Origin of the sequence: Trinickia sp. NRRL B-1857, from assembly GCF_050470685.1 — a bacterium.
Classification (GTDB): Bacteria; Pseudomonadota; Gammaproteobacteria; order Burkholderiales; family Burkholderiaceae; genus Trinickia.
The window spans coordinates 4421128-4444672 of sequence record NZ_JBFLUK010000001.1 but is presented as its reverse complement, the minus strand read 5'-3'; the positions used below and the strand labels follow the sequence as shown (position 1 = coordinate 4444672).

At 62.4% G+C, this 23545-nt stretch carries 17 protein-coding genes and 1 tRNA gene; 7 read left to right on the top strand and 11 right to left on the bottom strand.

Annotated elements, in window-relative coordinates; all coding sequences use genetic code 11:
* The first annotated feature begins 331 nt into the window (after positions 1-331).
* On the top strand, positions 332-913 hold the full coding sequence (locus tag AB1286_RS19780) for a phasin family protein (protein ID WP_430364856.1): 582 nt from the start codon (positions 332-334) through the stop codon (positions 911-913).
* A gap of 178 nt (positions 914-1091) precedes the next feature.
* Here AB1286_RS19780 and lpdA read toward each other — a convergent pair whose 3' ends face one another.
* The 3 genes from lpdA to aceE form a co-directional block, all read right to left on the bottom strand.
* Positions 1092-2849, bottom strand: coding sequence for a dihydrolipoyl dehydrogenase (gene lpdA / locus AB1286_RS19775; protein WP_430364855.1), 1758 nt, complete (start codon positions 2847-2849; stop codon positions 1092-1094).
* Between the two features lie 26 nt (positions 2850-2875).
* Positions 2876-4549, bottom strand: coding sequence for a dihydrolipoyllysine-residue acetyltransferase (aceF, locus tag AB1286_RS19770; RefSeq protein WP_430364854.1), 1674 nt, complete (start codon positions 4547-4549; stop codon positions 2876-2878).
* 84 nt (positions 4550-4633) lie between these two features.
* Complete coding sequence (gene aceE, locus AB1286_RS19765) at positions 4634-7330, bottom strand: pyruvate dehydrogenase (acetyl-transferring), homodimeric type (protein WP_430364853.1); 2697 nt, start codon at positions 7328-7330, stop codon at positions 4634-4636.
* Positions 7331-7603: 273 nt separating this feature from the next.
* Between aceE and fixL the strand changes: the two genes are divergently transcribed.
* The 4 genes from fixL (at position 7604) to AB1286_RS19745 (ending at position 14186) form a co-directional block, all read left to right on the top strand.
* On the top strand, positions 7604-10120 hold the full coding sequence (gene fixL / locus AB1286_RS19760; protein WP_430364852.1) for an oxygen sensor histidine kinase FixL: 2517 nt from the start codon (positions 7604-7606) through the stop codon (positions 10118-10120).
* Complete coding sequence (gene fixJ, locus AB1286_RS19755) at positions 10117-10761, top strand: oxygen response regulator transcription factor FixJ (RefSeq protein ID WP_102643564.1); 645 nt, start codon at positions 10117-10119, stop codon at positions 10759-10761. The genes fixL and fixJ overlap by 4 nt, the downstream gene beginning before the upstream one ends.
* A 289-nt stretch (positions 10762-11050) precedes the next feature.
* Entirely contained in the window at positions 11051-11908 is an 858-nt protein-coding gene (folD, locus tag AB1286_RS19750) for a bifunctional methylenetetrahydrofolate dehydrogenase/methenyltetrahydrofolate cyclohydrolase FolD (protein WP_430364851.1), read from the top strand.
* A gap of 145 nt (positions 11909-12053) precedes the next feature.
* Entirely contained in the window at positions 12054-14186 is a 2133-nt protein-coding gene (locus tag AB1286_RS19745; RefSeq protein ID WP_430364850.1) for a M3 family metallopeptidase, read from the top strand.
* Positions 14187-14212: 26 nt separating this feature from the next.
* On the opposite strand, the gene AB1286_RS19740 is transcribed toward AB1286_RS19745, so the two are convergent.
* Positions 14213-15499: an amidohydrolase family protein gene (locus AB1286_RS19740; protein WP_430364849.1), complete on the bottom strand. Its 1287-nt coding sequence runs from the start codon at positions 15497-15499 to the stop codon at positions 14213-14215.
* Between the two features lie 80 nt (positions 15500-15579).
* Positions 15580-16614, bottom strand: coding sequence for a DNA polymerase IV (gene dinB, locus AB1286_RS19735; protein WP_430364848.1), 1035 nt, complete (start codon positions 16612-16614; stop codon positions 15580-15582).
* A gap of 184 nt (positions 16615-16798) precedes the next feature.
* Between dinB and AB1286_RS19730 the strand changes: the two genes are divergently transcribed.
* Positions 16799-17776, top strand: a complete 978-nt coding sequence (locus tag AB1286_RS19730) for an RHS repeat-associated core domain-containing protein (RefSeq protein WP_430364847.1) — start codon at positions 16799-16801, stop codon at positions 17774-17776.
* Between the two features lie 134 nt (positions 17777-17910).
* On the opposite strand, the gene AB1286_RS19725 is transcribed toward AB1286_RS19730, so the two are convergent.
* The 3 genes from AB1286_RS19725 to AB1286_RS19715 all read right to left on the bottom strand — a co-directional run bounded on the left by AB1286_RS19725 (position 17911) and on the right by AB1286_RS19715 (position 19686).
* Positions 17911-17987: transfer RNA gene (locus tag AB1286_RS19725), tRNA-Met, on the bottom strand.
* A 72-nt stretch (positions 17988-18059) separates the two neighbouring features.
* Positions 18060-18926 (bottom strand): ABC transporter permease, encoded by an 867-nt coding sequence (locus AB1286_RS19720; RefSeq protein ID WP_430364846.1) that lies wholly within the window; start codon positions 18924-18926, stop codon positions 18060-18062.
* Positions 18883-19686 (bottom strand): ATP-binding cassette domain-containing protein, encoded by an 804-nt coding sequence (locus tag AB1286_RS19715; RefSeq protein ID WP_430364845.1) that lies wholly within the window; start codon positions 19684-19686, stop codon positions 18883-18885. Before AB1286_RS19715 ends, AB1286_RS19720 begins: the two co-directional genes overlap by 44 nt.
* Positions 19687-19884: 198 nt before the next feature.
* Between AB1286_RS19715 and AB1286_RS19710 the strand changes: the two genes are divergently transcribed.
* Entirely contained in the window at positions 19885-20337 is a 453-nt protein-coding gene (locus AB1286_RS19710; RefSeq protein ID WP_430364844.1) for a hypothetical protein, read from the top strand.
* Here AB1286_RS19710 and AB1286_RS19705 read toward each other — a convergent pair.
* From AB1286_RS19705 to AB1286_RS19695, 3 genes are read right to left on the bottom strand one after another with little or no spacing between them, the layout of a single operon-like run.
* Complete coding sequence (locus AB1286_RS19705) at positions 20298-21785, bottom strand: efflux transporter outer membrane subunit (RefSeq protein WP_430364843.1); 1488 nt, start codon at positions 21783-21785, stop codon at positions 20298-20300. The two genes, AB1286_RS19710 and AB1286_RS19705, sit on opposite strands and share 40 nt — an antisense overlap.
* Entirely contained in the window at positions 21763-22848 is a 1086-nt protein-coding gene (locus AB1286_RS19700) for an HlyD family secretion protein (protein ID WP_430364842.1), read from the bottom strand. Before AB1286_RS19700 ends, AB1286_RS19705 begins: the two co-directional genes overlap by 23 nt.
* The gene (locus AB1286_RS19695) at positions 22845-23543 is read right to left on the bottom strand and encodes an ABC transporter ATP-binding protein (RefSeq protein WP_430364841.1); all 699 of its coding nucleotides are present in this window, start codon (positions 23541-23543) and stop codon (positions 22845-22847) included. The genes AB1286_RS19700 and AB1286_RS19695 overlap by 4 nt, the downstream gene beginning before the upstream one ends.
* Positions 23544-23545: the final 2 nt, after the last annotated feature.

Genomic DNA, 23545 nt, shown 5'->3' with positions numbered 1-23545 from the left:
TACAGCGTTTTCCGCCATGTGACCGCGCGGTGGCGAACACACGCGGCCGAAATCCGCGAAAAGCCCTCCGAACGGGCTTCCGATGGCGCAACGAGGGCCTTGGGAACGGTTCCTTAGAGCTGTCCCTTAAGGCCTGCAACGCATTGTTTTATCGACAAATTCTCGAGATGGTGCGATGCACAAAATGTGCTTGACATTTGTGCAGGTCGTCCTAAAATGGGAACCGTTGTTGCGACGCACAAAACACGTTTGATCTTAAGAAGCGCCTCGCAAGTTTAGCCATTCCACCACTTCGGTCTGCCGGAACAGGCCGATATTCAGGAGCGAAAACATGACTCTGCTGACACCTGAGCAATTTGCCGCAGCACAGAAAGCGAACCTCGAAGCGCTGTTCGGTCTCACGAACAAGGCGTTCGAAGGCATCGAAAAGCTCGTCGAACTGAACTTGCAAGTCGTGAAGTCGACGCTCGCGGAAAGCCAGGAAAACGCACAACGTGCGCTGTCGGTCAAGGATGCGCAAGAGTTCGTCGCGCTGCAAGCCAGCCTGACGCAGCCGGTCGCCGAGAAGGTGCTCTCGTACGGTCGTCATCTGTACGAAATCGCCTCGGCTACGCAAGCCGAGTTCGCGCGCGTTGCCGAAGCCCAGTACGAAGAGCAAAACCGTAAGGTGCAAGCGCTCGTCGAGAACGTCGCGAAGAACGCGCCGGCCGGTTCGGAAACGGCTGTCGCCGTCATGAAGTCGGCGATCACGGCCGCGAACACGACGTACGAAACGGTTCACAAGGCAACGAAGCAAGCCGTCGAAATCGCCGAAAGCAACTTCAACGCCGCTGCTACGGCCGCGCAAAAGGCTGCCCAACAAGCCGCCTCGCAAGCTTCGCGCGCCGCATCGACGAAGAAGACGGTAGCGTAATACACACTCGGCCCCGCTCCGCGCCGACGTAAAAAATGGCGCGCTCCTGAAAGGGAGCGCGCCATTTTTGTATTTGCCGTCACCGAACGACGCGCCTGTTACGCGAAGACGCCTCGATCGCGATCGACGTGCGCCGCTAGGCTCGCAAGCTCAGCGGCGCACCCGGCTCACGCAGACCTCATTTCTTGCGTTGCGGCGGCAGATCGGTACAGACACCCTCGTACAACTCCGCCGCCATGCCGATCGACTCGCCGAGCGTCGGGTGCGGATGGATCGTGCGGCCGATGTCGGTCGCGTCCGCGCCCATTTCGATCGCCAGACACACTTCGCTGATCAAATCGCCTGCGTTCAGACCGACGATGCCGCCGCCGATCACGCGATGCGTTTCCTCATCGAAGATCAGTTTCGTGAAGCCCTCGTCGCGGCCGTTGGCGATCGCACGCCCCGAGGCTGCCCACGGGAACACGGCCTTGCCGTACTTGATGCCTTCGGCCTTGCACTGATCTTCGGTCTTGCCGGCCCAAGCCACTTCCGGGTCGGTGTAGGCGACCGAAGGAATCTGCAACGCGTCGAAATAGGCCTTCTCGCCATGCGCCGCTTCGGCGGCCACGTGGCCTTCGTGCACCGCTTTATGCGCGAGCATCGGCTGACCGACGACGTCGCCGATCGCGAAGATATGCGGCACGTTGGTACGCATCTGCTTGTCGACTTCGATGAAACCGCGATCGGTCACCGCCACGCCCGCCTTATCGGCACCGATCCGCTTGCCGTTCGGGCTGCGGCCGACGGCCACGAGCACGAGATCGTAACGTTGCGGTTCGGCCGGCGCCTGCTCGCCTTCGAACTTGACGTAGATGCCGTCCGATTTCGCTTCGGCCGAGGCCGTCTTAGTGCGCAGCATGACGTTTGCGAAGTGCTTGGCGCTGTACTTTTGCCAAACCTTCACGAGATCGCGGTCGGCGCCCATCATGAGGCCGTCGAGCATTTCGACGACGTCGATCTTCGCGCCGAGCGTGGCGTACACCGTCGCCATTTCGAGGCCGATGATGCCGCCGCCCACCACCAGCATGCGCTGGGGCACTTGGCGCAACTCGAGCGCACCGGTGGAATCGACGACGCGCGGATCCTCGGGCATGAACGGCAGCTTCACCGCCTGCGAGCCGGCTGCGATGATCGCTTGCTTGAACCTCACGATCTTCTTGCCGCCCTCGCCCTGCACTTCCATGTGATACGGATCGACGAACGCGCCGACACCGGTCACGACCTCGACCTTACGCGCCTTGGCCATGCCGGCCAGGCCCGTCGTCAACTTCTTGACCACGCCCGACTTGAAGTCGCGCAGCTTATCCAGATCGATCTGCGGCTTGCCGAACGTAATGCCGTGCGCGGCCAGCGCCGCCACTTCGTCGGTGATCAACGCGGTATGCAGCAGCGCCTTCGACGGAATGCAGCCGACGTTCAAGCACACGCCGCCCAGCGTCGAATAGCGTTCGACGAGGACAGTCTTCATGCCGAGGTCGGCCGCGCGGAATGCGGCCGAGTAGCCGCCGGGGCCGGCGCCGAGCACGAGCATGTCGCATTCGATATCGGCCGCACCCGAGAAGCTGCCCGCTTGCGGCGCGGCTGCCGCCGGAGCCTGGGCGGCGGCCGGTTGCGGCGCGGGCGCGCTCTTGGCAGGCGCAGGCACCGGCGCGGCGGCGGACGCCTCGACCAACGCCACGACCGTGCCTTGCGAGACCTTATCGCCGGCCTTGATCTTCACTTCCTTGACCGTGCCGGCGACATCGCTCGGCACTTCCATCGACGCCTTGTCCGATTCGAGCGTCAGCAACGACTGCTCTTTCTCGATGACGTCGCCCGGCTTGATGTTGACTTCGATGACGTCGACATCTTTGAAATCGCCGATATCCGGCACCTTCACTTCAACGAGACTCATTCACGTCCCCTTCTTGTTGTCGACGATCAAAGGATCACGCGCCGGAAATCGGCGAGCAGCGCTCCGAGATAAGCGTTGAAGCGCGCGGCTTCCGCACCGTCGATCACGCGGTGATCGTACGAGAGCGAAAGCGGCAGCGTGAGGCGCGGCACGAACTGCTTGCCGTCCCACACCGGCTTCATCGCGCCGCGCGACAAGCCGAGGATCGCCACTTCAGGCGCATTGATGATCGGCGTGAAGTTCGTGCCGCCGATACCGCCGAGCGAGGAGATCGAGAAGCAACCGCCTTGCATCTGGTCGGGCTTGAGCTTGCCGTCGCGCGCCAGCTTCGACAGCTCGGCCATCTCCTTGGCGATCTCGATGAGGCCCTTCTTGTCCGCATCGCGGATCACCGGAACGACGAGACCGTTCGGCGTATCGGCGGCGAAACCGACGTGGAAGTACTGCTTGAACACGAGGTTGTCGCCGTCCAAGCTCGCATTGAAGGTCGGGAACTTCTTCAGTGCCGAGACGACGGCCTTGATCACGAATGCGAGCATCGTGACCTTCACGCCGGCCTTCTCGTTTTCCTTGTTCAGTTGCACGCGCAGCGCTTCGAGCTCGGTGATGTCGGCTTCGTCGTTGTTCGTGACGTGCGGGATCATCACCCAGTTGCGATGCAGATTCGCGCCCGAGATCTTCTTGATGCGCGACAGCGGCTTCGGATCGACCGGACCGAACTTGGTGAAATCGATCTTCGGCCACGGCAGCAAGTTGAGCTCGCCGCCCGTCCCCGCAGCGCCGGCCGGCGCTGCGCCGGCGATCGCGCGCTGCCCCGTCATCACGCCCTTTACGAACGCGGTGACGTCTTCTTGCGTAATACGACCCTTCGGACCCGTACCCTGCACCTGCGCCACGTCCACGCCGAGTTCGCGCGCGAACTTGCGCACCGAAGGCGAAGCATGGCTCGGACGGCGCGCGCCGCCTTCGCCGGCCGGAATCACGGGCGCTTGCGCCAATGCGGACGGCTGAGCCGGGACGGGATGCGTCGTCGCATCGCGCGGTGCGTCGGCCGGGGCCTCCACCGGCTTGGCCGGCGCTGCCGGCGCCGCGGCGGGAGCGGCCGCCGCGCCTTGCGCCTCGACGAGTACGATCAGCGTGCCTTCGGACACGGCGTCGCCCACCTTGACCTTCACTTCCTTGACGACACCGGCCACGGGGCTCGGCACGTCCATCGTCGCCTTGTCCGATTCGAGCGTGACGAGCGACTGCTCCTTCTCCACGCGATCGCCGACCTTGACGGCGACTTCGATCACCGGGACGTCTTTATAGTCGCCGATATCGGGAACCTTCACTTCCTGCACGGCGCCGCCCGCGGCCGGGGCTGCCGCCGGTGCGGCTTGCTGCGCGGGCGCGCTCGCGGCGGCCGGTGCCGCCGCGCCGTTCGCCTGCGCCGGCTTGGCCGCTTGCGCGCTTGCGCCGACCGGCTCGAGCAACACGATCAGCGTGCCCTCCGACACCGAGTCGCCCTGCTTGACCTTCACTTCCTTGACCTTGCCCGCCTGCGGGCTCGGCACGTCCATCGTCGCCTTGTCCGATTCGAGCGTGACGAGGGATTGTTCTTTTTCGACGCTGTCGCCGGCCTTCACGAGAATTTCGATGACGGGCACGTCTTTGTAGTCGCCGATGTCCGGCACCTTGACTTCGATCGCTTCACTCATTGTTCGTGTCTCCAGGGCACACGCAAGGCGCGCCCGCCGTGGATGAAGCGGCGGGCGCGCATGACCTCACGCGAAGGCCTTGCCTTAAACGGTCATCGGGTTGGGTTTGTTGGGATCGAGACTGTATTTCTCGAGCGCGTCGGCGACGACCTTACGCTCGATCGTGCCCTCGTCGGCCAGCGCGTTCAGTGCGGCAACGGTGACCCAGTAACGATCGACCTCGAAGAAGTGGCGCAGCTTCTCGCGCGTGTCCGAACGGCCGAAGCCGTCCGTGCCGAGCACGACGTAGCGACCCGGCACGTAGCCGCGGATCTGGTCGGCGAGCGCACGCACGTAGTCGGTCGAGGCGATGACGGGACCCTTCGCATCCTTAAGCAGCGTCTCCACGTGCGAGAGCTTGCGGGGCTCGGTCGGATGGAGCAGATTCCAGCGCGCGATGTCCTGGCCTTCGCGAGCGAGTTCGGTGAAGCTCGGTACGCTCCAGAGATCGGCATCGACGTTCCAGTCATTCTTGAGCAGATCGGCGGCCGCGATCACTTCGTTCAGGATCGTGCCCGCGCCCATCAGCTGAACGCGCGGACCCTTCGCCGCGGCATCCGCCTTCTTGAGCGAGTACATCCCCTTGATGATGTGCTCGGCCACGTGCTCGCCCTGCGGGATCGCCGGGTGCTCGTAGTTCTCGTTCATCACGGTGATGTAATAGAACACGTCTTCCTGGTTCTGGACCATGCGGCGCAGACCGTCTTGCATGATCACGGCGAGTTCGTAGCCGAACGTCGGGTCGTAGCTCAAGCAGTTCGGCACCGATTGCGCCCACAGCAGCGAGTGGCCGTCTTCGTGCTGCAACCCTTCGCCGTTCAGCGTCGTGCGTCCCGCCGTACCGCCGAGCAGGAAGCCGCGCGAACGCATATCGCCGGCCGCCCAAACGAGGTCGCCGATACGTTGCAGGCCGAACATCGAATAGAAGATGTAGAACGGCACCATGATCTCGCCGTGCGTCGAGTACGACGTCGCGGCCGCGATCCAGTCGCACATGCCGCCGGCTTCGTTGATGCCTTCTTGCAGAATCTGGCCCGTCTCCGATTCGCGGTAGAACATCAGTTGGTCCGAATCTTCCGGCACGTACTTTTGGCCGTCCTGATTCCAGATACCGATTTGACGGAAGAGTCCTTCCATGCCGAACGTACGCGATTCGTCGGGGACGATCGGCACGACGCGCTTACCGAGCGCCTTGTCCTTGAGCAGGATGTTCAAGATCCGCACGAACGCCATCGTCGTCGAAATCTCGCGGCCTTCGCCCGTGCCCTTCAAGAGCGGCTCGAACGCGGCCAGATCCGGCACCGGCAGCGATTCGGCCTTCTCGCGGCGCGCCGGCAGATAGCCGCCGAGCTCTTGGCGGCGAGCACGCATGTACTCGAGTTCCTTCGAACCTTCCTCGAACTTGAGGTACGGCACATTGACGAGATCTTCGTCGGAAATCGGCAGGCGGAATTGATCGCGGAACACCTTGAGCTGATCCACCTGCATCTTCTTTTGCTGGTGGGTGATGTTCATCGCTTGGCCGGCCTCGCCCATGCCGTAGCCCTTGATCGTCTTCGCGAGGATGACGGTGGGCTGATCCTTGGCGTGCTGGGCTTCATGGAAGGCCGCGTAAATCTTATGCGGATCGTGGCCGCCGCGGTTCAGGTTCCAAATGTCTTCGTCGGACCAGTCGGCAACGAGCGCCTTCAATTCAGGCGTGTTGAAGAAATGCTCGCGGACGAACGCGCCCGATTCGGACTTGTACGTTTGGTACTCGCCGTCGACCACTTCCATCATGCGGCGCATCAGCACGCCCGTCTTGTCGCGTGCGAACAGCGCGTCCCAGCGGCTGCCCCAGACGACCTTGATGACGTTCCAGCCCGCGCCGCGGAACTCCGATTCGAGCTCTTGAATGATCTTGCCGTTACCGCGCACCGGACCATCGAGACGCTGCAAGTTGCAGTTGATGACGAACACGAGGTTGTTCAGCCGCTCGCGGCCCGCCATACCGATCGCGCCGAGCGATTCCGGTTCGTCCGTTTCGCCGTCGCCGAGGAAGGCCCAGACCTTACGGCCGTCCGTCTTGGCGATGCCGCGCGCTTGCATGTACTTCATGAAGCGGGCTTGGTAGATCGCCATGATCGGGCCGAGACCCATCGAGACGGTCGGGAATTGCCAGAAATCGGGCATCAGCCACGGGTGCGGATACGACGAGATGCCCTCGCCGCCGACTTCCTGGCGGAAGTTGTCGAGCTGGTTTTCCGTGAGGCGGCCGAGCAAGAACGCGCGCGAATAGATGCCGGGCGACGAGTGCCCTTGCACGAAGACGAGATCGCCGCCGTGCTCGGGCGACGGTGCGTGCCAAAAGTGGTTGAAGCCGACGTCGTAGAGCGTGGCGGCCGACGCGAACGAGGCGATATGGCCGCCGACGTTCGTGTGCTTGCCGGCGCGCAGCACCATCGCGATCGCGTTCCAGCGCGTGTACGAGCGAATGCGGTGCTCGAGGTCTTGATCGCCCGGGATCTTCGCCTGGCGCGAAACCGGGATCGTATTGATGTACGGCGTCTTAGCGGAGAACGGCAGGTGTTCGCCGTGCACGCGCGCGAACTCGATCTGCTTTTCGATCAAGTAATGCGCACGGTCCGGACCGACGGCAGAAATGACCCCTTCGAGCGCGTCGAGCCATTCGCCGGTTTCCTGGGGGTCGTCGTCTTTATCGGCGGCGACATATTTCATGACTTCGTCGGGCACAGCGGACATTCTTGTCTCCTGGATTTGGGGAATGCATGACGAATGGACGACGCAGACCGGGTCGGACCGCGGCAACTGTCGGCGATTGTAAAGAGGCTTGCGGTGCCTTAGCAAACAATTTTTCGAATGACGAGATCATTTCTCATAATGCGGAATATTGCTGCGACGCACCTAAAACTGACGGCGATCGTGCATAAATCTGAGCTCAGTTGCGTCAAACGAGGCTGGAATACCCCTGTTTTACGCCAATTGGCCGTGGCGCGCTGCGCTACAATTCGAGCCATGTTGACCGATCGGCTTTTCGCACGTTCGGCGCGGCCGTCCGGAAATCGGGCGGACTCGGCGCCGTCACGCTGGCACCACGGACCGTGGTGGTCCAATTCGTATTTGCTCACGCCTTTACTTTCCATCTTGGTGTTCTTGGTGGTGATGAGCCTCATCCTGTGGAGCTTGAACAGGCGAGAGCAGCAGCAGCAAGAAGACACGCTTTATCGCAACGTGGCGTGGGCGCAGCAACAAATCCGCCTGTCGATGACGGGCGCGCAAGAGCAATTGCAAGCGCTCGCTCGCGACATCGCGGCCGGCCATTCCGATCAGCACGGATTCGAGATGTCGACGTCCGACATCATGCAAGCGCACCCCGAAATCCTTTATCTGAACTGGTATACGGTTCAGAAGTCGCCCCGCTGGCCGGATACCCCGTTGCCGCTCGCGGGGCAACGCTTCGCGCGGCTGACCGACGCTCAGATGGACGAGGCGGTCAGGGCCGCGTTCGCCGATGCGCGCAGCACGCGGCGCCAGGTGTATTCGCCGCTCATCTACGACGACGTCGGCAACGGCTACCTCACGCTCCAAACGCCGATCTATCGCGACCGCGAGTTCCTCGGCTCGATCGCGGCCGTCTTCTCCATCGAAGGGATCCTCAAGCACGACATCCCGCCCGAGCTGTCGGCCAAGTACAAGATCTCGATCACCGACGCGAACAATCGCGAACTGGCGACCACCTCGACGCGTCCGCGCCTGCCGCGCGACATCTTCTACGACCTGCCGCTCGATCCGCCCGGTCAGGGCGTTACCGTGCGCGTCTATGCGTTTCCGCAGGTCACGAATTTCACGAACAACACGCTCGTGTGGCTCGTCGCGGGGCTCTCGTGCTTCGTCCTGTGGAGCCTTTGGAGCTTGTGGAAGCACACACGCCAACGCTTCGAGGCGCAGCAAGCACTGTACGCCGAGGCGTTCTTCCGCCGGGCCATGGAAAATTCGGTCCTGATCGGCATGCGGGTGCTCGACATGCATGGGCGCATCACGCACGTGAACCCGGCGTTTTGCCGCATGACGGGCTGGGACGAGAGCGATCTCGTCGGCAAAACGGCGCCGTTCCCGTACTGGCCTCGGGATTCGTATCCCGAGATGCAACGCCAGCTCGATATGACGTTGCGCGGCAAGGCGCCCTCCTCGGGGTTCGAATTGCGTGTGCGGCGTAAAGACGGCTCGCTGTTTCACGCGCGGCTATATGTCTCTCCGCTCATCGACAGTTCGGGGCGCCAAACGGGTTGGATGTCGTCGATGACCGACATCACCGAGCCCAAGCGCGCGCGCGAGGAACTCGCCGCCGCGCACGAGCGCTTCACGACCGTGCTGGAGAGCCTCGACGCCGCCGTCTCCGTGCTCGCGGCCGACGAAGCGGAATTGCTGTTCGCGAACCGCTACTACCGCCACCTATTCGGCATTCGCCCGGACGGCCACTTGGAGCTGGCGGGCGGCGGCTTCGACAGCGCGCAAGCGTCGTCCGACTCGATCGACATGGTCGATGCCTACGCCGGGTTGCCGGCCGCCGCGCTGACCGAAAGCGCCGCCGACGCCCAGGAAATCTACGTACAGAGCATCCAGAAGTGGTTCGAGGTGCGCCGCCAGTACATCCAATGGGTCGACGGCCACCTCGCGCAGATGCAAATCGCGACCGACATCACCACGCGCAAGCAGGCGCAGGAGCTCGCGCGCCAGCAAGAAGAAAAGCTGCACTTCACGAGCCGCTTGATGACGATGGGCGAAATGGCGTCGTCGCTGGCGCACGAATTGAACCAACCGCTCGCCGCGATCAACAACTATTGTTCGGGTACCGTCGCGCTCGTGAAGGCCGGACGCACGACGCCCGACACGCTGCTCCCCGTCCTCGAAAAAACGGCCCAGCAAGCGGTACGCGCCGGCATGATCATCAAGCGCATCCGCGAATTCGTGAAGCGCAGCGAGCCGAAGCGGCAAGCCGCGCGCGTATCGGACATCGTGGCCGATGCCGTGGGCTTGGCCGAGATCGAAGTCAGAAAGCGGCGGATCCGGATCCTGACCGAAGTGCGCTCGCGCCTGCCCGTCATCTACGTCGATCCGGTACTGATCGAGCAAGTGCTCGTCAACTTGCTCAAGAACGCGGCCGAAGCCATGCACGAGGCGCGTCCGAACGCCGTCGATCCGATGATCCGCGTGCTGGTACGGCTCGATTCGGGCTTCGTCTGCATTAGCGTCATCGACCAAGGTCCGGGCGTGGACGAAGCGGCGATCGAACGGCTGTTCGAACCGTTTTACAGCACCAAGTCGGACGGCATGGGCATGGGCCTTAACATTTGCCGCTCGATTATCGAATCGCATCGGGGTCGTCTGTGGGTTGTCAACAACGTCGATAGCGACGGCAAGATCACAGGCGCCACGTTTCACTGTAGTCTGCCGATCGGCGAACCTAGCGATCCGGGCCACGGCGGCACGGTCGAGGCGCCGAGACCACAAACCGTTACGGGAGAGCTATGAGCAGCCCAGTCACCAGTCAAGAAACCGTCTTCGTGGTCGACGATGACGAAGCCGTCCGAGATTCGCTGCGCTGGCTTTTGGAAGCGAACGGCTATCGGGTGCAGTGCTTCTCGAGCGCCGAGCAATTCCTCGAGGCTTATCAGCCCGCGCAGCACGCCGGACAGATCGCGTGCCTCATCCTCGACGTACGGATGTCCGGCATGAGCGGGCTCGAGTTGCAAGAGCGCCTTATCGCAGAAAACGCCTCGTTGCCGATCATCTTCGTCACGGGTCACGGCGATGTGCCGATGGCCGTCTCGACGATGAAGAAAGGCGCGATGGATTTCATCGAGAAGCCGTTCGACGAAGCCGAATTGCGCAAGCTCGTCGAGCGCATGCTCGACAAGGCGCGCAGCGAAAGCAGCACGGTGCAGCAGCAGCGCGCGGCGGCCGAGCGCTTGGGCAAGCTGACGGCGCGCGAGCATCAGGTGCTCGAACGCATCATCGCGGGCCGCTTGAACAAGCAGATCGCCGACGACCTCGGCATCAGCATCAAGACGGTCGAAGCGCACCGCGCCAACATCATGGAAAAGCTCAACGTCAACACGGTGGCCGACCTGCTGCGCCTCGCGTTGTCGAACAAGCCCGCCAATCAGGCATAACATCGGCGGCAAGCGCCCGCGCTTGGCGCCTGCCGTCGCCCCGCCCTCGCCCGGTCTCTCCCGTCCGGGCCGCCTCCCCGCGCCGGCCTTGCATCCGACGCTATAATTACGCTTTTGTCGCGCGCGTGGATCACGCGCCCGCTCGTCGCGGCTTCGCCTACCGCCTCGCCGCCGGAGCGAACGGCGCATGCACGCCGCCGGCTCGATCGCTCATCGCTCGACTCGACGCGCCATGCCCTGCACTTCGCGCGACCGCCGCATTTCATCGTCTCATTCTCGACCGACCACCATGACAGCCAAACTGATCGACGGCCTCGCCCTTTCCAAGACTCTTCGCGCCGACGTCGCCGCGCGTGCCGCCGCGCTTGCCGCGCGTGGACACCAGCCGGGGCTTGCCGTGGTGCTCGTCGGCGACAACCCGGCCAGCGAAGTCTACGTGCGCAACAAAGTGAAGGCATGCGAGGACAACGGCCTTTACTCGTCGTACGACCGCTATCCGGCCACGCTTTCCGAAGCCGATTTGCTCGCGCGAATCGACGCGCTCAATCGCGATCCGCGCATTCACGGCATCCTCGTTCAATTGCCGCTGCCCGCGCATATCGATAGCCACAAGGTGATCGAGGCGATCGCGCCCGAGAAAGACGTCGACGGCTTTCACGTCGCGAACGCTGGGGCGTTGATGACGGGCAAGCCGCTGTTTCGGCCTTGCACGCCGTACGGCGTCATGAAGATGTTCGACGCCTACGGCATCGCCTTGCAAGGCGCGAACGCCGTCGTGATCGGCCGTTCGAACATCGTCGGCAAGCCGATGGCGATGATGCTGATCGATGCGGGCGCCACGGTCACGGTCTGCCACAGCAAAACCCGCGATCTCGCCGCGCATACGCGCGCAGCCGATATCGTCGTCGCTGCCACCGGCCGCCGCAACTTGCTCACGGCCGATATGGTCAAACCGGGTGCGACCGTGATCGACGTCGGCATGAATCGCGACGACGCAGGCAAGCTGTGCGGCGACGTGGATTTCGCCGGCGTCTCGGCCGTGGCCGGCCATATCACGCCGGTACCCGGCGGCGTCGGCCCGATGACGATCACGATGTTGCTCGTCAATACGATCGAAGCGGCCGAACGCGACGCGAACGGCGGCTAAGCGGCACGGCGGCTGCGGGGCGCGAGAAAGAAAAGAACGAAAATGCGGACCGTCGATTGGAATCGGCGTGCCGCGCCCTAATAATGACGGTATAGGGGGCGCCCTCGCCCTCTCGACAGCGACACCAACAGACAGGAACAGCGCTATGGCTTCTCATACGTCCGATTCGTCCCGCTCTACCGACAAACGTGTCCAAGACGACAATCCGCTGCTCGATTTTTCCGGCCTGCCGCGTTTCGGCGAGATCCGCCCCGAACACATCACGCCGGCGCTCGACATCCTGCTGGAGCAGGCCCAAGCCGCGATCGACCATGCAACCGATCCGGCCACGCCGGCCGATTGGCGCGATGTCGTCGAAGCCACCGAGGCCGCGACCGAGCCCCTTTCGCGCGCCTGGGGCATCGTCGGCCATTTGAACGCTGTCGCCGATACGCCCGAATTGCGCACTGCCTACGGCGAGAATTTGCCGCGCGTAACCGAGTTCTGGTCGAGCGTCGGCCAAAACCTGGCGCTGTTCGAGAAGTACAAGGCGATCGTCGCGAGCCCTGCTTATGCCGGACTCAGCGATGAACGCAAAAAGATTCTGCAAAACGCGCTGCGCGACTTCCGCTTGTCCGGCGCCGAGCTGCCCGAGGATCAAAAGCCGCGCTTCTCCGAATTGCAGGAACGCCAGGCAGCGCTTGCCAAGGCGTTCTCCGACCACGTGCTCGATGCAACGAACGCCTACGCCTACGTCGCGAAAACGGAAAGCGAACTGGCCGGGCTGCCCGAGGACGTCGTCCAAGCCGCGCGCGAGGCAGCGCAAGAAGCCGGCATCGAAGGCTGGAAATTCACGCTGCATTTCCCGTCGTATTTCCCTGTGATGCAGTACGCGACGCATCGCCCGATGCGCGAGGCCATGTATCGCGCTTACGTCACGCGCGCCTCGGAACTGGGCGGCACGTACGGCGGCGGCAAGCCCGAATGGGACAACACCGGGAACGTCGCCGAACTCTTGAAGCTGCGCCAAGAAGAAGCGCGCATGCTCGGGTACCGCAATTTCGGCGAAGTCTCGCTCGTGCCGAAAATGGCCGATACGCCCGATCAGGTCTCCACGTTTCTCGAGGATTTGGCTAAACGCGCCCGGCCCTACGCCGAAAAGGATTGGGCGGAGCTGCGCGCATTCGCGGCCGAGGAGCTCGGCCTGAGCCAGCTCGAACCGTGGGATGTCGCGTTCGCGGGCGAGCGCCTGCGCGAAAACCGCTACGCGTTCTCCGAAAACGAGGTCAAGCAATACTTCCCCGAACAAGCCGTGACCGACGGGCTCTTCAAGGTCGCGCAGACGCTGTTCGGCGTGAAAATCCGTCGCGACGAAGCGTCCATCTGGCATCCCGACGTCCGCTTTTTCCGTGTCGAAGACGAAGCGGGCACACTGCGCGCGCAGTTCTATCTCGATCTGTATGCGCGAGAAGGGAAGCGAGGCGGCGCGTGGATGGACGATGCCCGTTCGCGGCACAAGCGTAGCGACGGCAGTCTGCAAACGCCGGTTGCCTACCTGACCTGCAATTTCTCCGCGCCCGTCGGCGGCAAGAGCGCCTGCTTCACGCACGACGAGGTCATCACGCTGTTCCACGAATTCGGACACGGCTTGCATCACATGCTCACCCGCGTGGACGAACTCGGCGTCTCGGGCATCAACGGCGTGGAGTGGGATGCCGTCGAATTGCCGTCGCAATTCCTCGAAAACTTCTGCTGGGAGTGGGACGTGCTTGCCGATATGTCGTCGCACGTGGATACCGGCGAGAAGCTGCCGCGTGCCCTCTTCGACAAAATGATCGCCGCCAAGAACTTCCAAAGCGGCCTGGCGACGCTGCGGCAGATCGTCTTCTCGATGTACGACATGCGGTTGCACACGAGCTTCGACCCGCAAGGCGCGCAAAGCGCGAACGAACTCGCGCGCGAAATCAACGAGCGCTATCACGTGATTCCGCAAGCGAGCTTCTCGCGGTGGCCCAACACGTTCAGCCATATCTTCGCGGGCGGCTATGCCGCCGGCTACTACAGTTATAAATGGGCTGAAGTGCTGTCGGCCGATGCGTACGCAGCGTTCGAAGATGCCGCCCAGGCGGCGCAAGGCAGCGTTCTCGATGCCGAGACGGGTACGCGCTATCGCCGCGAGATTCTAGAAGTGGGCGGCAGCCGTCCGGCGATGGAATCGTTCAAGGCGTTCCGAGGCCGCACGCCGACGATCGATGCGCTGCTGCGCCATAACGGCATGGCCGAAACGCCGGCGAGTTGACGCGGCGCTGCGCCGCAGCGTTAGCGTTAGCGGCGCAGCTTGAAATCCACTTCGGGCGGGCGTCCCGGCAACGATAGCGTCGCGCGCGCCGCCGGCATGCGCGCAACGATCTGGCCGCGACGCACGACCGCTAAGCGCGACGCGCGCAATCGGATCGCCTCGATCGGATCGCGCGCGTCGAGCACGACACAGTCGCCGCGGCAGCCCGGTGCGATGCCGTAATCCTCCAAACCGATAATCCGTGCCGCGTTCACCGTGACGGCATCGAATGCCGCGCGCATTGCCTCGACGCCCGTCATTTGAGCGACGTGCAGCCCCATATGCGCCACTTCGAGCATGTCGCCGCAACCGAGGCTGTACCACGGATCCATCGCGCAATCGTGGCCGAACGCCACATCGATGCCGGCCGCCAGCATTTCCGGCACGCGCGTCATGCCGCGCCGTTTCGGGTAGGTATCGGCCCGCCCTTGCAGCGTGATGTTGATGAGCGGATTGGCGATCGCGGCCACGCCCGACTCGCGCATCAGCGACAACAGCTTGCTCACGTAGTAGTTGTCCATCGAATGCATCGACGTCAGATGCGACCCGGCCACACGCCCACCGAGACCGAGACGATGCGCCTCCTTGCAAAGCGTTTCGATATGGCGGGAAAGCGGATCGTCCGATTCGTCGCAATGCATGTCGACCGGCAGCCCTTTTTCGGCGGCGAATTCGCAGAGCAGTCGAATCGATTCCGCGCCGTCCGCCATCGTGCGTTCGAAATGGGGAATGCCGCCTACGACGTCGACGCCCATCGCCACCGCCCGCCGCAAGTTCTCGAACGCCCCTGCCGAACGCAATAACCCGTCCTGTGGAAACGCGACCAATTGCAGGTCGAGATAAGGCGCGACTCGACGCTTGACCTCGAGCAAGGCCTCGACCGCCAGCAAGCGCGGATCGCAAACGTCGACATGCGTGCGAATCGCGAGCAGCCCGCGCGCAACGGCCCAATCGCAGTATTGCAAGGCGCGTTCGATCAACGCCTCCTGCGTCAGCGTGGGCTTTAACTCGCCCCACAGCGCGATCCCTTCCAACAACGTACCCGACGCGTTCACACGCGGTAGACCGTAGGAAAGCGTGGCATCGAGGTGGAAATGCGCATCGACGAAAGGCGGGACGACGAGCGCGCCGGCGGCATCGAACTCTTGCCCTCCCGCCGCGGCAAGATTCGGCTCGACAGCAACGATACGTCCCGCATCGATCGCGATGTCGACGAGGGCGTCGCGCCCCACTTCATGGGTGGTCAACGCCGCACGGCGGATGATGAGATCCATTTAGGCTCCTCGGAAGAATGCCGGCGCTCGATACCGGCCGTGGCGGCATGCGCCGCGATGCATGTTGTCGATCGCCGATTCTAGCGAGCGCCGCCGTCTTGCGGGTCTTCTTCGTCGAAGAGCCTAAACTGCCCCGACATCAAGGCATCGTCCTCCTCGAGGCGTACGCCGACGCCCAGCAAGCGGACCGGATGGGCACGGCGAGCGAAGCCTTTTTCGAGCAGCGCAAGAAACGTCGGCACATGGGTCGCCCCGGCCACGCACTCCACCGTCGTTCGTTGAAAATCGGCAAACCGGATTTTGACGTAGAGCTTGCGAATGGCCGCACCGGCGCCGGCGCGTTCGATGCGGGCGTCCAGTTGCTCGGCGAGTTGGCGGATTTGCGCCGCGCAGTCATCGAGCGTTTGCAGGTCGGTCACGTAGGTCGTCTCGACGCTGACCGACTTGCGCTCTTGGTCGGGCTGCACCGCGCGGTGATCGATGCCGCGCGATAAATCGTAGAGCCTGCGGCCGAATGCGCCGAAGCGCCGATGCAACTCGACGAGCGACCACTCACGCAGATCCTGGCACGTTTCGATCCCGAGTTGCTTAAGCTTCGCGGCGGTCACCTTCCCCACCCCGAAGATTTTGTGCACGGGCAATGCCGCCACGAACGCGTCGACCTCGTGCGGGCGGACGACAAACAGGCCATCCGGCTTGTTCCAATCGGAGGCGATCTTGGCCACGAACTTATTCGGGGCGACACCGGCCGAAACCGTCACGCCCACCGTCTCACGCACGCGCTCGCGAATCTCGGCGGCCATCAATGTTGCGCTGCCCTTGCAGCGCGTGGCCGCGCTGACGTCGAGATAGGCTTCGTCGAGCGAAAGCGGCTCGACGATCGGCGTGTAGTCGCGGTAAATCGCCATGATTTGCCGCGAGGCGACACGGTATTTCTCCATCGACGGCGGCATGATCAAGAGCTCGGGGCATTTGCGCATCGCCAGCGCCGAGGACATTGCCGAATGCACGCCATAGCGGCGCGCCTCGTAGTTGCACGTTGCGATTACGCCGCGATGTTCAGGCCGGCCGCCGACCGCGAGCGGCCTGCCCCGCAGGCTCGGATCGTCGCGCATCTCGACCGACGCGTAGAAGCAATCGCAATCGCAGTGAACGATTTTGCGGGCGAGCGCGGCCGCCGCACCTGCTGGAGCGGGAATGGATAGGGGAAAAGTGGGCGCGCTCGTGCTCAATATGAACGATACTGTACAAAAACACAGTACTCATTTCAAGTATCGGAAGGTCGGAATTCCGTAACCTATGAAGTCTTCCAGCGCGACGGATCGGTGGGTCATGTACGCTGAGGCCGACCTCCACCGGCACGCAATCATGGGCGAGATGTCATTGGGCTTCGCTGCCTCCTCCGGAGATGGCATCTCCTGCGCGTATCCTCTCGGCAACGGATACCGCTGGTATCTACCAGCGCTGATGCGCTTCAATCAGCCCGATACGATGAGCCCGTTCGGGGCCGGCGGCTTCCATCCGTACCTCTACTGCGAGGGAGATCCTACGAATTACACCGATCCATCGGGACACGTGGGCATCAGCGCCTCGATAGCCGCCGTGGCAAGCCTCACGAAATTGGCAACAAAAGCCGTGGTCAAAAACTTCGATGCCCTTGCGGACGACAACGAAATGGCGACTCACTTAAACGCACATGGCCTGCTTCCGGGCGATGCCGTGTTTGAGCAGGTGAGACACGCCGTCTGGCAATCCCCGAAGCCACGCGTAGCCTTCGACGCCACCCGCTTGCACTGGGAAATTGACGGCAGGCGAGCGCAGATTTATACATTCGAGGGCAGCTTCGGCGAGCTGGGAGACGAGTTCAACATCGTAGCCCACGGCATAGTCGAAGGCGACGAACCCTATCTTGCGTTCACCAATGGCGACTCCATGATCCTCATCGGTCCCGAAGCCTTGGCCGCACGCATCGGCGACGTGTCGGGCCACGCCGTGGTACGTCTAATCGCATGCCATAGCGGAGAAAATGGCGCAGCGTCATTTGCACAACGTTTCGCGCGTGCGATCAACAAGCCGGTGATCGGCTTCGACGGGCCCGTCAACTCCAGTATTCGTTTGCCCGAGGTGTTGACCCGCCTATTCGACGAATGGGACGACATCGCTAAGCGCGACAACCTACCGGCCGGATGGGCGGACCGAGCCCTTCGCATGCGCTATGAAGGAAAGGTATTGGGCAATAACCCAGCTTATTACAACCCCGTCCTCTTTTTCCCTTGACGGACTCGCGCACTGGAAGAACAGACAGGGGTGCGGAACGCAAAGATGCGCAGCGGATGTCGACCACCAACGAGAGACGCGACATTCAAGCGCCGCAAAAGCAAAAACCCGCCACAGAGGACGGGTTTTCGTATTGGTTGCGGGGGTAGGATTTGAACCTACGACCTTCGGGTTATGAGCCCGACGAGCTGCCAGACTGCTCCACCCCGCGTCAGAGAAATAAATTATATGGGAGTTTCGCAGGGGTGTCAAACAATACTGTCATCGACGACGATGCCCACGCTCATTCGGCAATGTGCGGATACAGACGGGCGCTCAGTGCCACTAGGACAGAGAACGTACCAATCAGCACGGCGAGGTCGATCGCGATCCCCAGGTGCGCGGTTGCGCCGAACCCGGGCAACAGCAGCACGCGCAACGCGTCGACTTCATACGTCAACGGATTCAAGTGCGAGATGATTTGAAGCGTTCGAGGCATCATCGAGGTCGGATAGATCGCGTTGCTCGCAAAAAACAACGGCATCGTCAACAATTGGCCGACGCCCATGAAGCGCTCGCGCGTCTTGACGAGGCACGCAATGATGAGTGAGAAGCTCGAAAACACGCCCGCTCCCAGTGCGACGAAAACGACAAGCCCACCGAGCGCTAAGAGACCGATTCGCATGTGCACCCCGATCGTAGCCGACAACGCGAGCACGACGGCCGCCTGGATCAATGCGCGCACACCGCCGCCGAGCGCTTTCCCAAGCACGAGCGATACGCGCGGCGTAGGACTCGCCAGAAACTTGTGGACGATGCCCAAATCTCGTTCCCAGATGATCGAAATGCCGTTGAAGATAGCGATGAAAAGCACGCTCTGCGCAAGGATGCCGGGCATCAGGAAATCGAGGTATGGTTGCCCGGCCGTATCGATCGCACGAGCGCGCCCCATCACCTGCCCGAATATCAATAACCACAATGCCGGTTGGATCGCGCGGGTCGCGAGTTCAGTCGGATCGTGCCGCAGCTTACGCACTTCCATATCGGCGATCGCAAACGTCTTCGGAACAAATGACATGAGCGCAGGCAAGCGCGTCTTCAACGAGGACCAGTGCGCGCGCGGCAGCTCAACCGAGGCGCTGGGCGGCGCGTCGGGTCTGGGAGGTCTCATCGTAGGCTCCTGGCAATACCGCTTCCCCGCTTGTGAACCGCTCGAATACATCTTCGAAGGTTGCGTCCAAGCCGACGGCAGCCTTCAATTCATCGGGGGTCCCGATTGCAGCCACACGGCCCCTGCACAAAATAGCGACGCGCCGACAAAGCGCCTGAGCCTCCTCCAGATAGTGAGTCGTCAGTAAAATCGCGCTGCCGGCCTGGACTTGAAGCCGGCGCACTTGCTCCCATACCGAGAGGCGCGCCACGGGATCGAGGCCGACCGTCGGCTCGTCGAGAAACAACACGCGTGGCCGGTGCAGTGTCGACTGAGCGATTTCGAGCCGCCGGATCATACCGCCGGAATAGGTCTTCACAAGCTTATCGCCGAAGTCCGTCAACCCCATCATTGCAAGCGCCTCGCGAATGCGACCATCCCGCTCGTGGCGCGCAATGTCGTAAAGCTTCGCGAATACGAGCAAGTTCTCATATCCTGTCAGATCGCCGTCCGCCGAGAGGGCCTGCGGCACATACCCGATGCAGCGCCGCACCGATGCAGCCTCGCGCACGATATCGAAACCTCCGACGGTCGCCCTCCCCGACGTAGGCCGCAGCAACGTGGTCAGCATCTTGATGATGGTTGATTTACCCGCACCGTTGCGTCCGAGCAACCCGACGATTTCGCCCGGCGCAACCGCAATCGTCAATTTGTCCACGGCGGTCAACGGACCGAAGCTGCGCGACAGCTCGTGCGTCTCGATTACGGGTGGCTGATTCATACGCGTTCCCAACGATTCCAGCCCTCATCGGCCGATGCTGGCAGACTAAAATGAATGGTCGAGAGGCCCTTGATACATATCAATGGCGCCGCCATCGGCGCCTCGGTTTGCGCGTCAACCGTCGATCGAACGAAACATCTAGTCTTGAATTGGCCTATGAACCTCGCGTAATCGCGAACATGAACCGAGGCTACCGCAATGGGACTGATCACCAATCTCGAGGGCGTACGCGACCGGTATAGACTCTGTTTCGTGCGTGCGCCCTGGGCCTTCTTCACGAACATCCCGCTCGAGAGGCAATGGGGAGATCGATGGGAAGCCGCCCCTTACCAAACGTATGCCGGCAACCCCTATTGCGATTTTCCCGATCAAATCCTCGTGCTCGCCTATGACGGGCCGCTATTCACCCCGAACGAAGGCATCGACCGCATTGTCTGTAGCGCGCTCGATGTCAACACAGGTAAGTTTCCTTGGCTGCGCACCGAGAGTTATGCCGGCGGCCCACCGCTCAAAATCATGGCAGGCTCGACGCTCCTGAGCGTCGTCCAGACCGTGGAGCTTGCGGGCGGACATATGTTTGCACCGCTTGGATGGGCCGATCTCGCCGACGGTCAATCCGCCGTCCCCCAACCTCCGCCGAGGGCGGCATAAAGCGCAATGGTATCTTGCAAGCGCTGCGCAACGTCCTGCAAATAGGCAATCTTCGCCTGATGATATTGCTGGTCCGCAAGCAGGATCTGTACGTAGTCGACCGTGCCGGCCTCGTAATTCACCCGTATAAGCCGTAGGGCTTCCCTCGCGGAGGCAAGTGCGCGCGCTTGCGCATCGAGCGTTGCCGCATCGTGCTCGAGCGCCCGCAACGTATCGGCGACTTGCGCGAATGCCGCGAGGACGATCTGCCGGTAAGCCGAGCGAGATGCGTCGAGCGCGGCGAGTGCGGCTTTCCGCTGATACCAAAGCGAACCGCCATGAAAGATCGGCGCGGTGATACTGGCGCCGAAGCTCCAGGTTTGTCCGCCCGCGCGCAACAGCGCCGCCATCGATGAATTGCCGTAACCGCCTGTTGCGGACAACGTCAGACTAGGAAACAGATTGGCCGTCGCTACGCCTACGTTCGCACTCGCGGTATGCAACGCCGCCTCGGCTCGCAGGATATCGGGCCGGCGGCGTACGAGTTCCGAGGGCACCGCGCGAGGCAAGTCTTCCGGCACCGCGATATCGGATAGGCTCACCGTATCGCCGTGCCAATCGGCGGGGTACTGGCCCGCAAGCGTCGCGAGCAAATCCTCCGTCTGCACGCGCTTTTGTACGAGCGAAGGCAAGGACGCTTCCATCGTCGCCAACTCGCTCTCGAGCGTCAGCACGGCCGAATAGGCCGCTGTCCCCGCCTCTGCTTGCGTGGTAGCGATCCGAACTTGCTCGCGCACGAGATCGATCGTCTCGCGCATCGCAGCGATTTCGTCGGTATAAGCCGCGCGAGCGATCATAGCGTTCACCACGTTGGTCGTCAGCGTCAAATAGGTCGCCAGCAGCGAATATCGGGCCACGTCAGTCTCCGCGCGCAGCCCTTCGACGAGTCGGCGCTCCCCACCCCAGAGGTCGAGCACGTAGCTGACCGACGCGGTCAACGTAAATAGGTTGAAGATCGTCGGCGGCAAATCTTGACCGACCCGCAAGGGCGAGTATTTTTCGCGCGAGCCACCGAATCCGGCATCGATCTGAGGAAAGAACACGCCCGCGCCCGCCCGCATGGCGTCCTCGCTCTGCCGGAGCGAGGCCTGCGCCTCTTCCAGCGTCGCGTTTCCCACCAGTGCCTCAGAAACCGCCGTATCAATGGCACGCGAACCGAATAGCGTCCACCAATCCGTGGGGAGCGCTCCCCCGGCGTCGAATCTTTGCGATCCGCGCTCGGCCCCAATCAAGTCTTGCGTGGGTTTTCCGTGGACAAATTGAGCGACATTCGGTGCCGTCGGTGCGACGAAATCCGGCCCAACCGCGCAACTCGTCAACGCGCAATCGACCGCTAACGCAGCAACCATCGCAACGATCACGCAAGGTACAAACCGCTGCCTGCGGTCACTCGGTCGAAATGTAGACATCGACCAACTGCCCTGGGTAAAGGCGAGTGCCGTGCAACTGTGCGATCCGGAAGATCATCGGCAGTACGCGCACGTCGACACGCTCCGTGCGCTGATCGGAAAGCTGGATCTTGGGCGACACGTAAGGTTGGATACGGCTGAATTCGAGCGGCAATTCGATGTTCGTACCGCGCACGAACATACGCGCTTTAAATGTCTTAACGTCGGGCAAGCGGTGAATGAGTATCTCGTCCACATAGCAGCGCACGGCGAGTCGCGTATTGGCTGAGCCCATGACCAGCATCGGCGCTTGACCTTGCGCATAGCTTTCATATACGCCTTGCGGCGAGACGTATGAGCCGAGAGCGGCGTTGATCGAGAGCACCACGCCGTCGGCCGGAGCGCGGATCGTGTACTTCGACAGCAGTGCATTGGACGCCGCCGCCGCCTTCGCGAGCGCTTGCGCTTGCCGCTCTTGATTACGAATGTCGTAATTCCACGCACCCGCGCGAGTCAGTTGAAATTGACGCGTCACCACTTCGAGATTCGCCCGCGCGACCTTCACATTGTTGCGCAAGTTATCGAGCACATCCTTGCTGACCGCCTTTGAGTCGATCGCATAAGCGCGCTCCTGCTTGTCGTATTGGTCCTGCGCCATCTTGAGGCTGGCGGCCGCCGCCCCAACCTGGGCTTGTACGACCTCAAGCGTCTCGCGCCGCGGTTGGGCCTTCAATTCGTCGAGCATCGTTGCCGCAGCCTCGGCCTGTGCTTCGAGTTGCGACGCCGTGGCTTGCTGAATCGAGTCGTCGATCGTGAGCAGCACCGCCCCTGCCTTCACCGCCTCGCCTTCGCGAACGAGAATCCGTGTGACGGGTCCCGCGACATCGGGATAGAGATTGATGTTTTCTCCGCTTGCCTGGTCGCTCTCCACAATTCCTTCCGCATATACGCCGTGAGCATAGGGATTGGACGCGGGGTCGAAAACGGGCGGGCGCGTCGGCGGCTGAACGCCAGAGACATACGCGGCCCCAATCCCCGCAAGGAAACCTGCAATGGCGAGCAGAAATAGCAGTCGATACTTCATTGCGCACCTCCCTGATCGATGCACTTCAACTGCCCGTCTTCCATATGCACAACGCGGTCTGCGTAGTCGAAGATTCGCGCGTCGTGGGTGACGATTACGATGCAACGTCTGTCGTTCAGCACTTGACGTGCGACGAAGTCGATAATGGCTCGCCCAGTATCGCCATCGAGCGACGCAGTCGGCTCATCGAGAATCAGTATGTCTGGCTGGCTCACCATCGCGCGGGCAATGGCGACCCGCTGCTGCTCGCCGCCAGAAAGTTTGACAGGAGCGAGCTCCGCCCGGCTCTTGAGCCCCACGATCTCGAGGTATTTGAGCGCCTCATTCAGTGCGTCCCCCCAGTCCCAACGCTTGAGAATGAGCGGAATGGCCACGTTTTCCGCGGTCGTCAAGCGCGGAAAAAGGTGATAGTCCTGAAACACGAAGCCGATATGATTCAATCTAAATTCCGCAATCGAGTCGCCGGCCTGACTCCAAAGATCAGTGCCAGCCACCGTCACGTCGCCGCTGTCGGGCCGCAGCACGCCCGAAATGACGCTCAGCAACGTCGTCTTGCCGCTGCCGGACGGCCCGACGATCATCAACAGCTCGCCGAATTTCGCTTGAAGCGACACGTCCTTGAGCGCGACCGTACGCCCATCGCCCTCGCCGAACGCCTTATTGAGCGATTTCGCATCGATAGCGACGTCCGTCATCG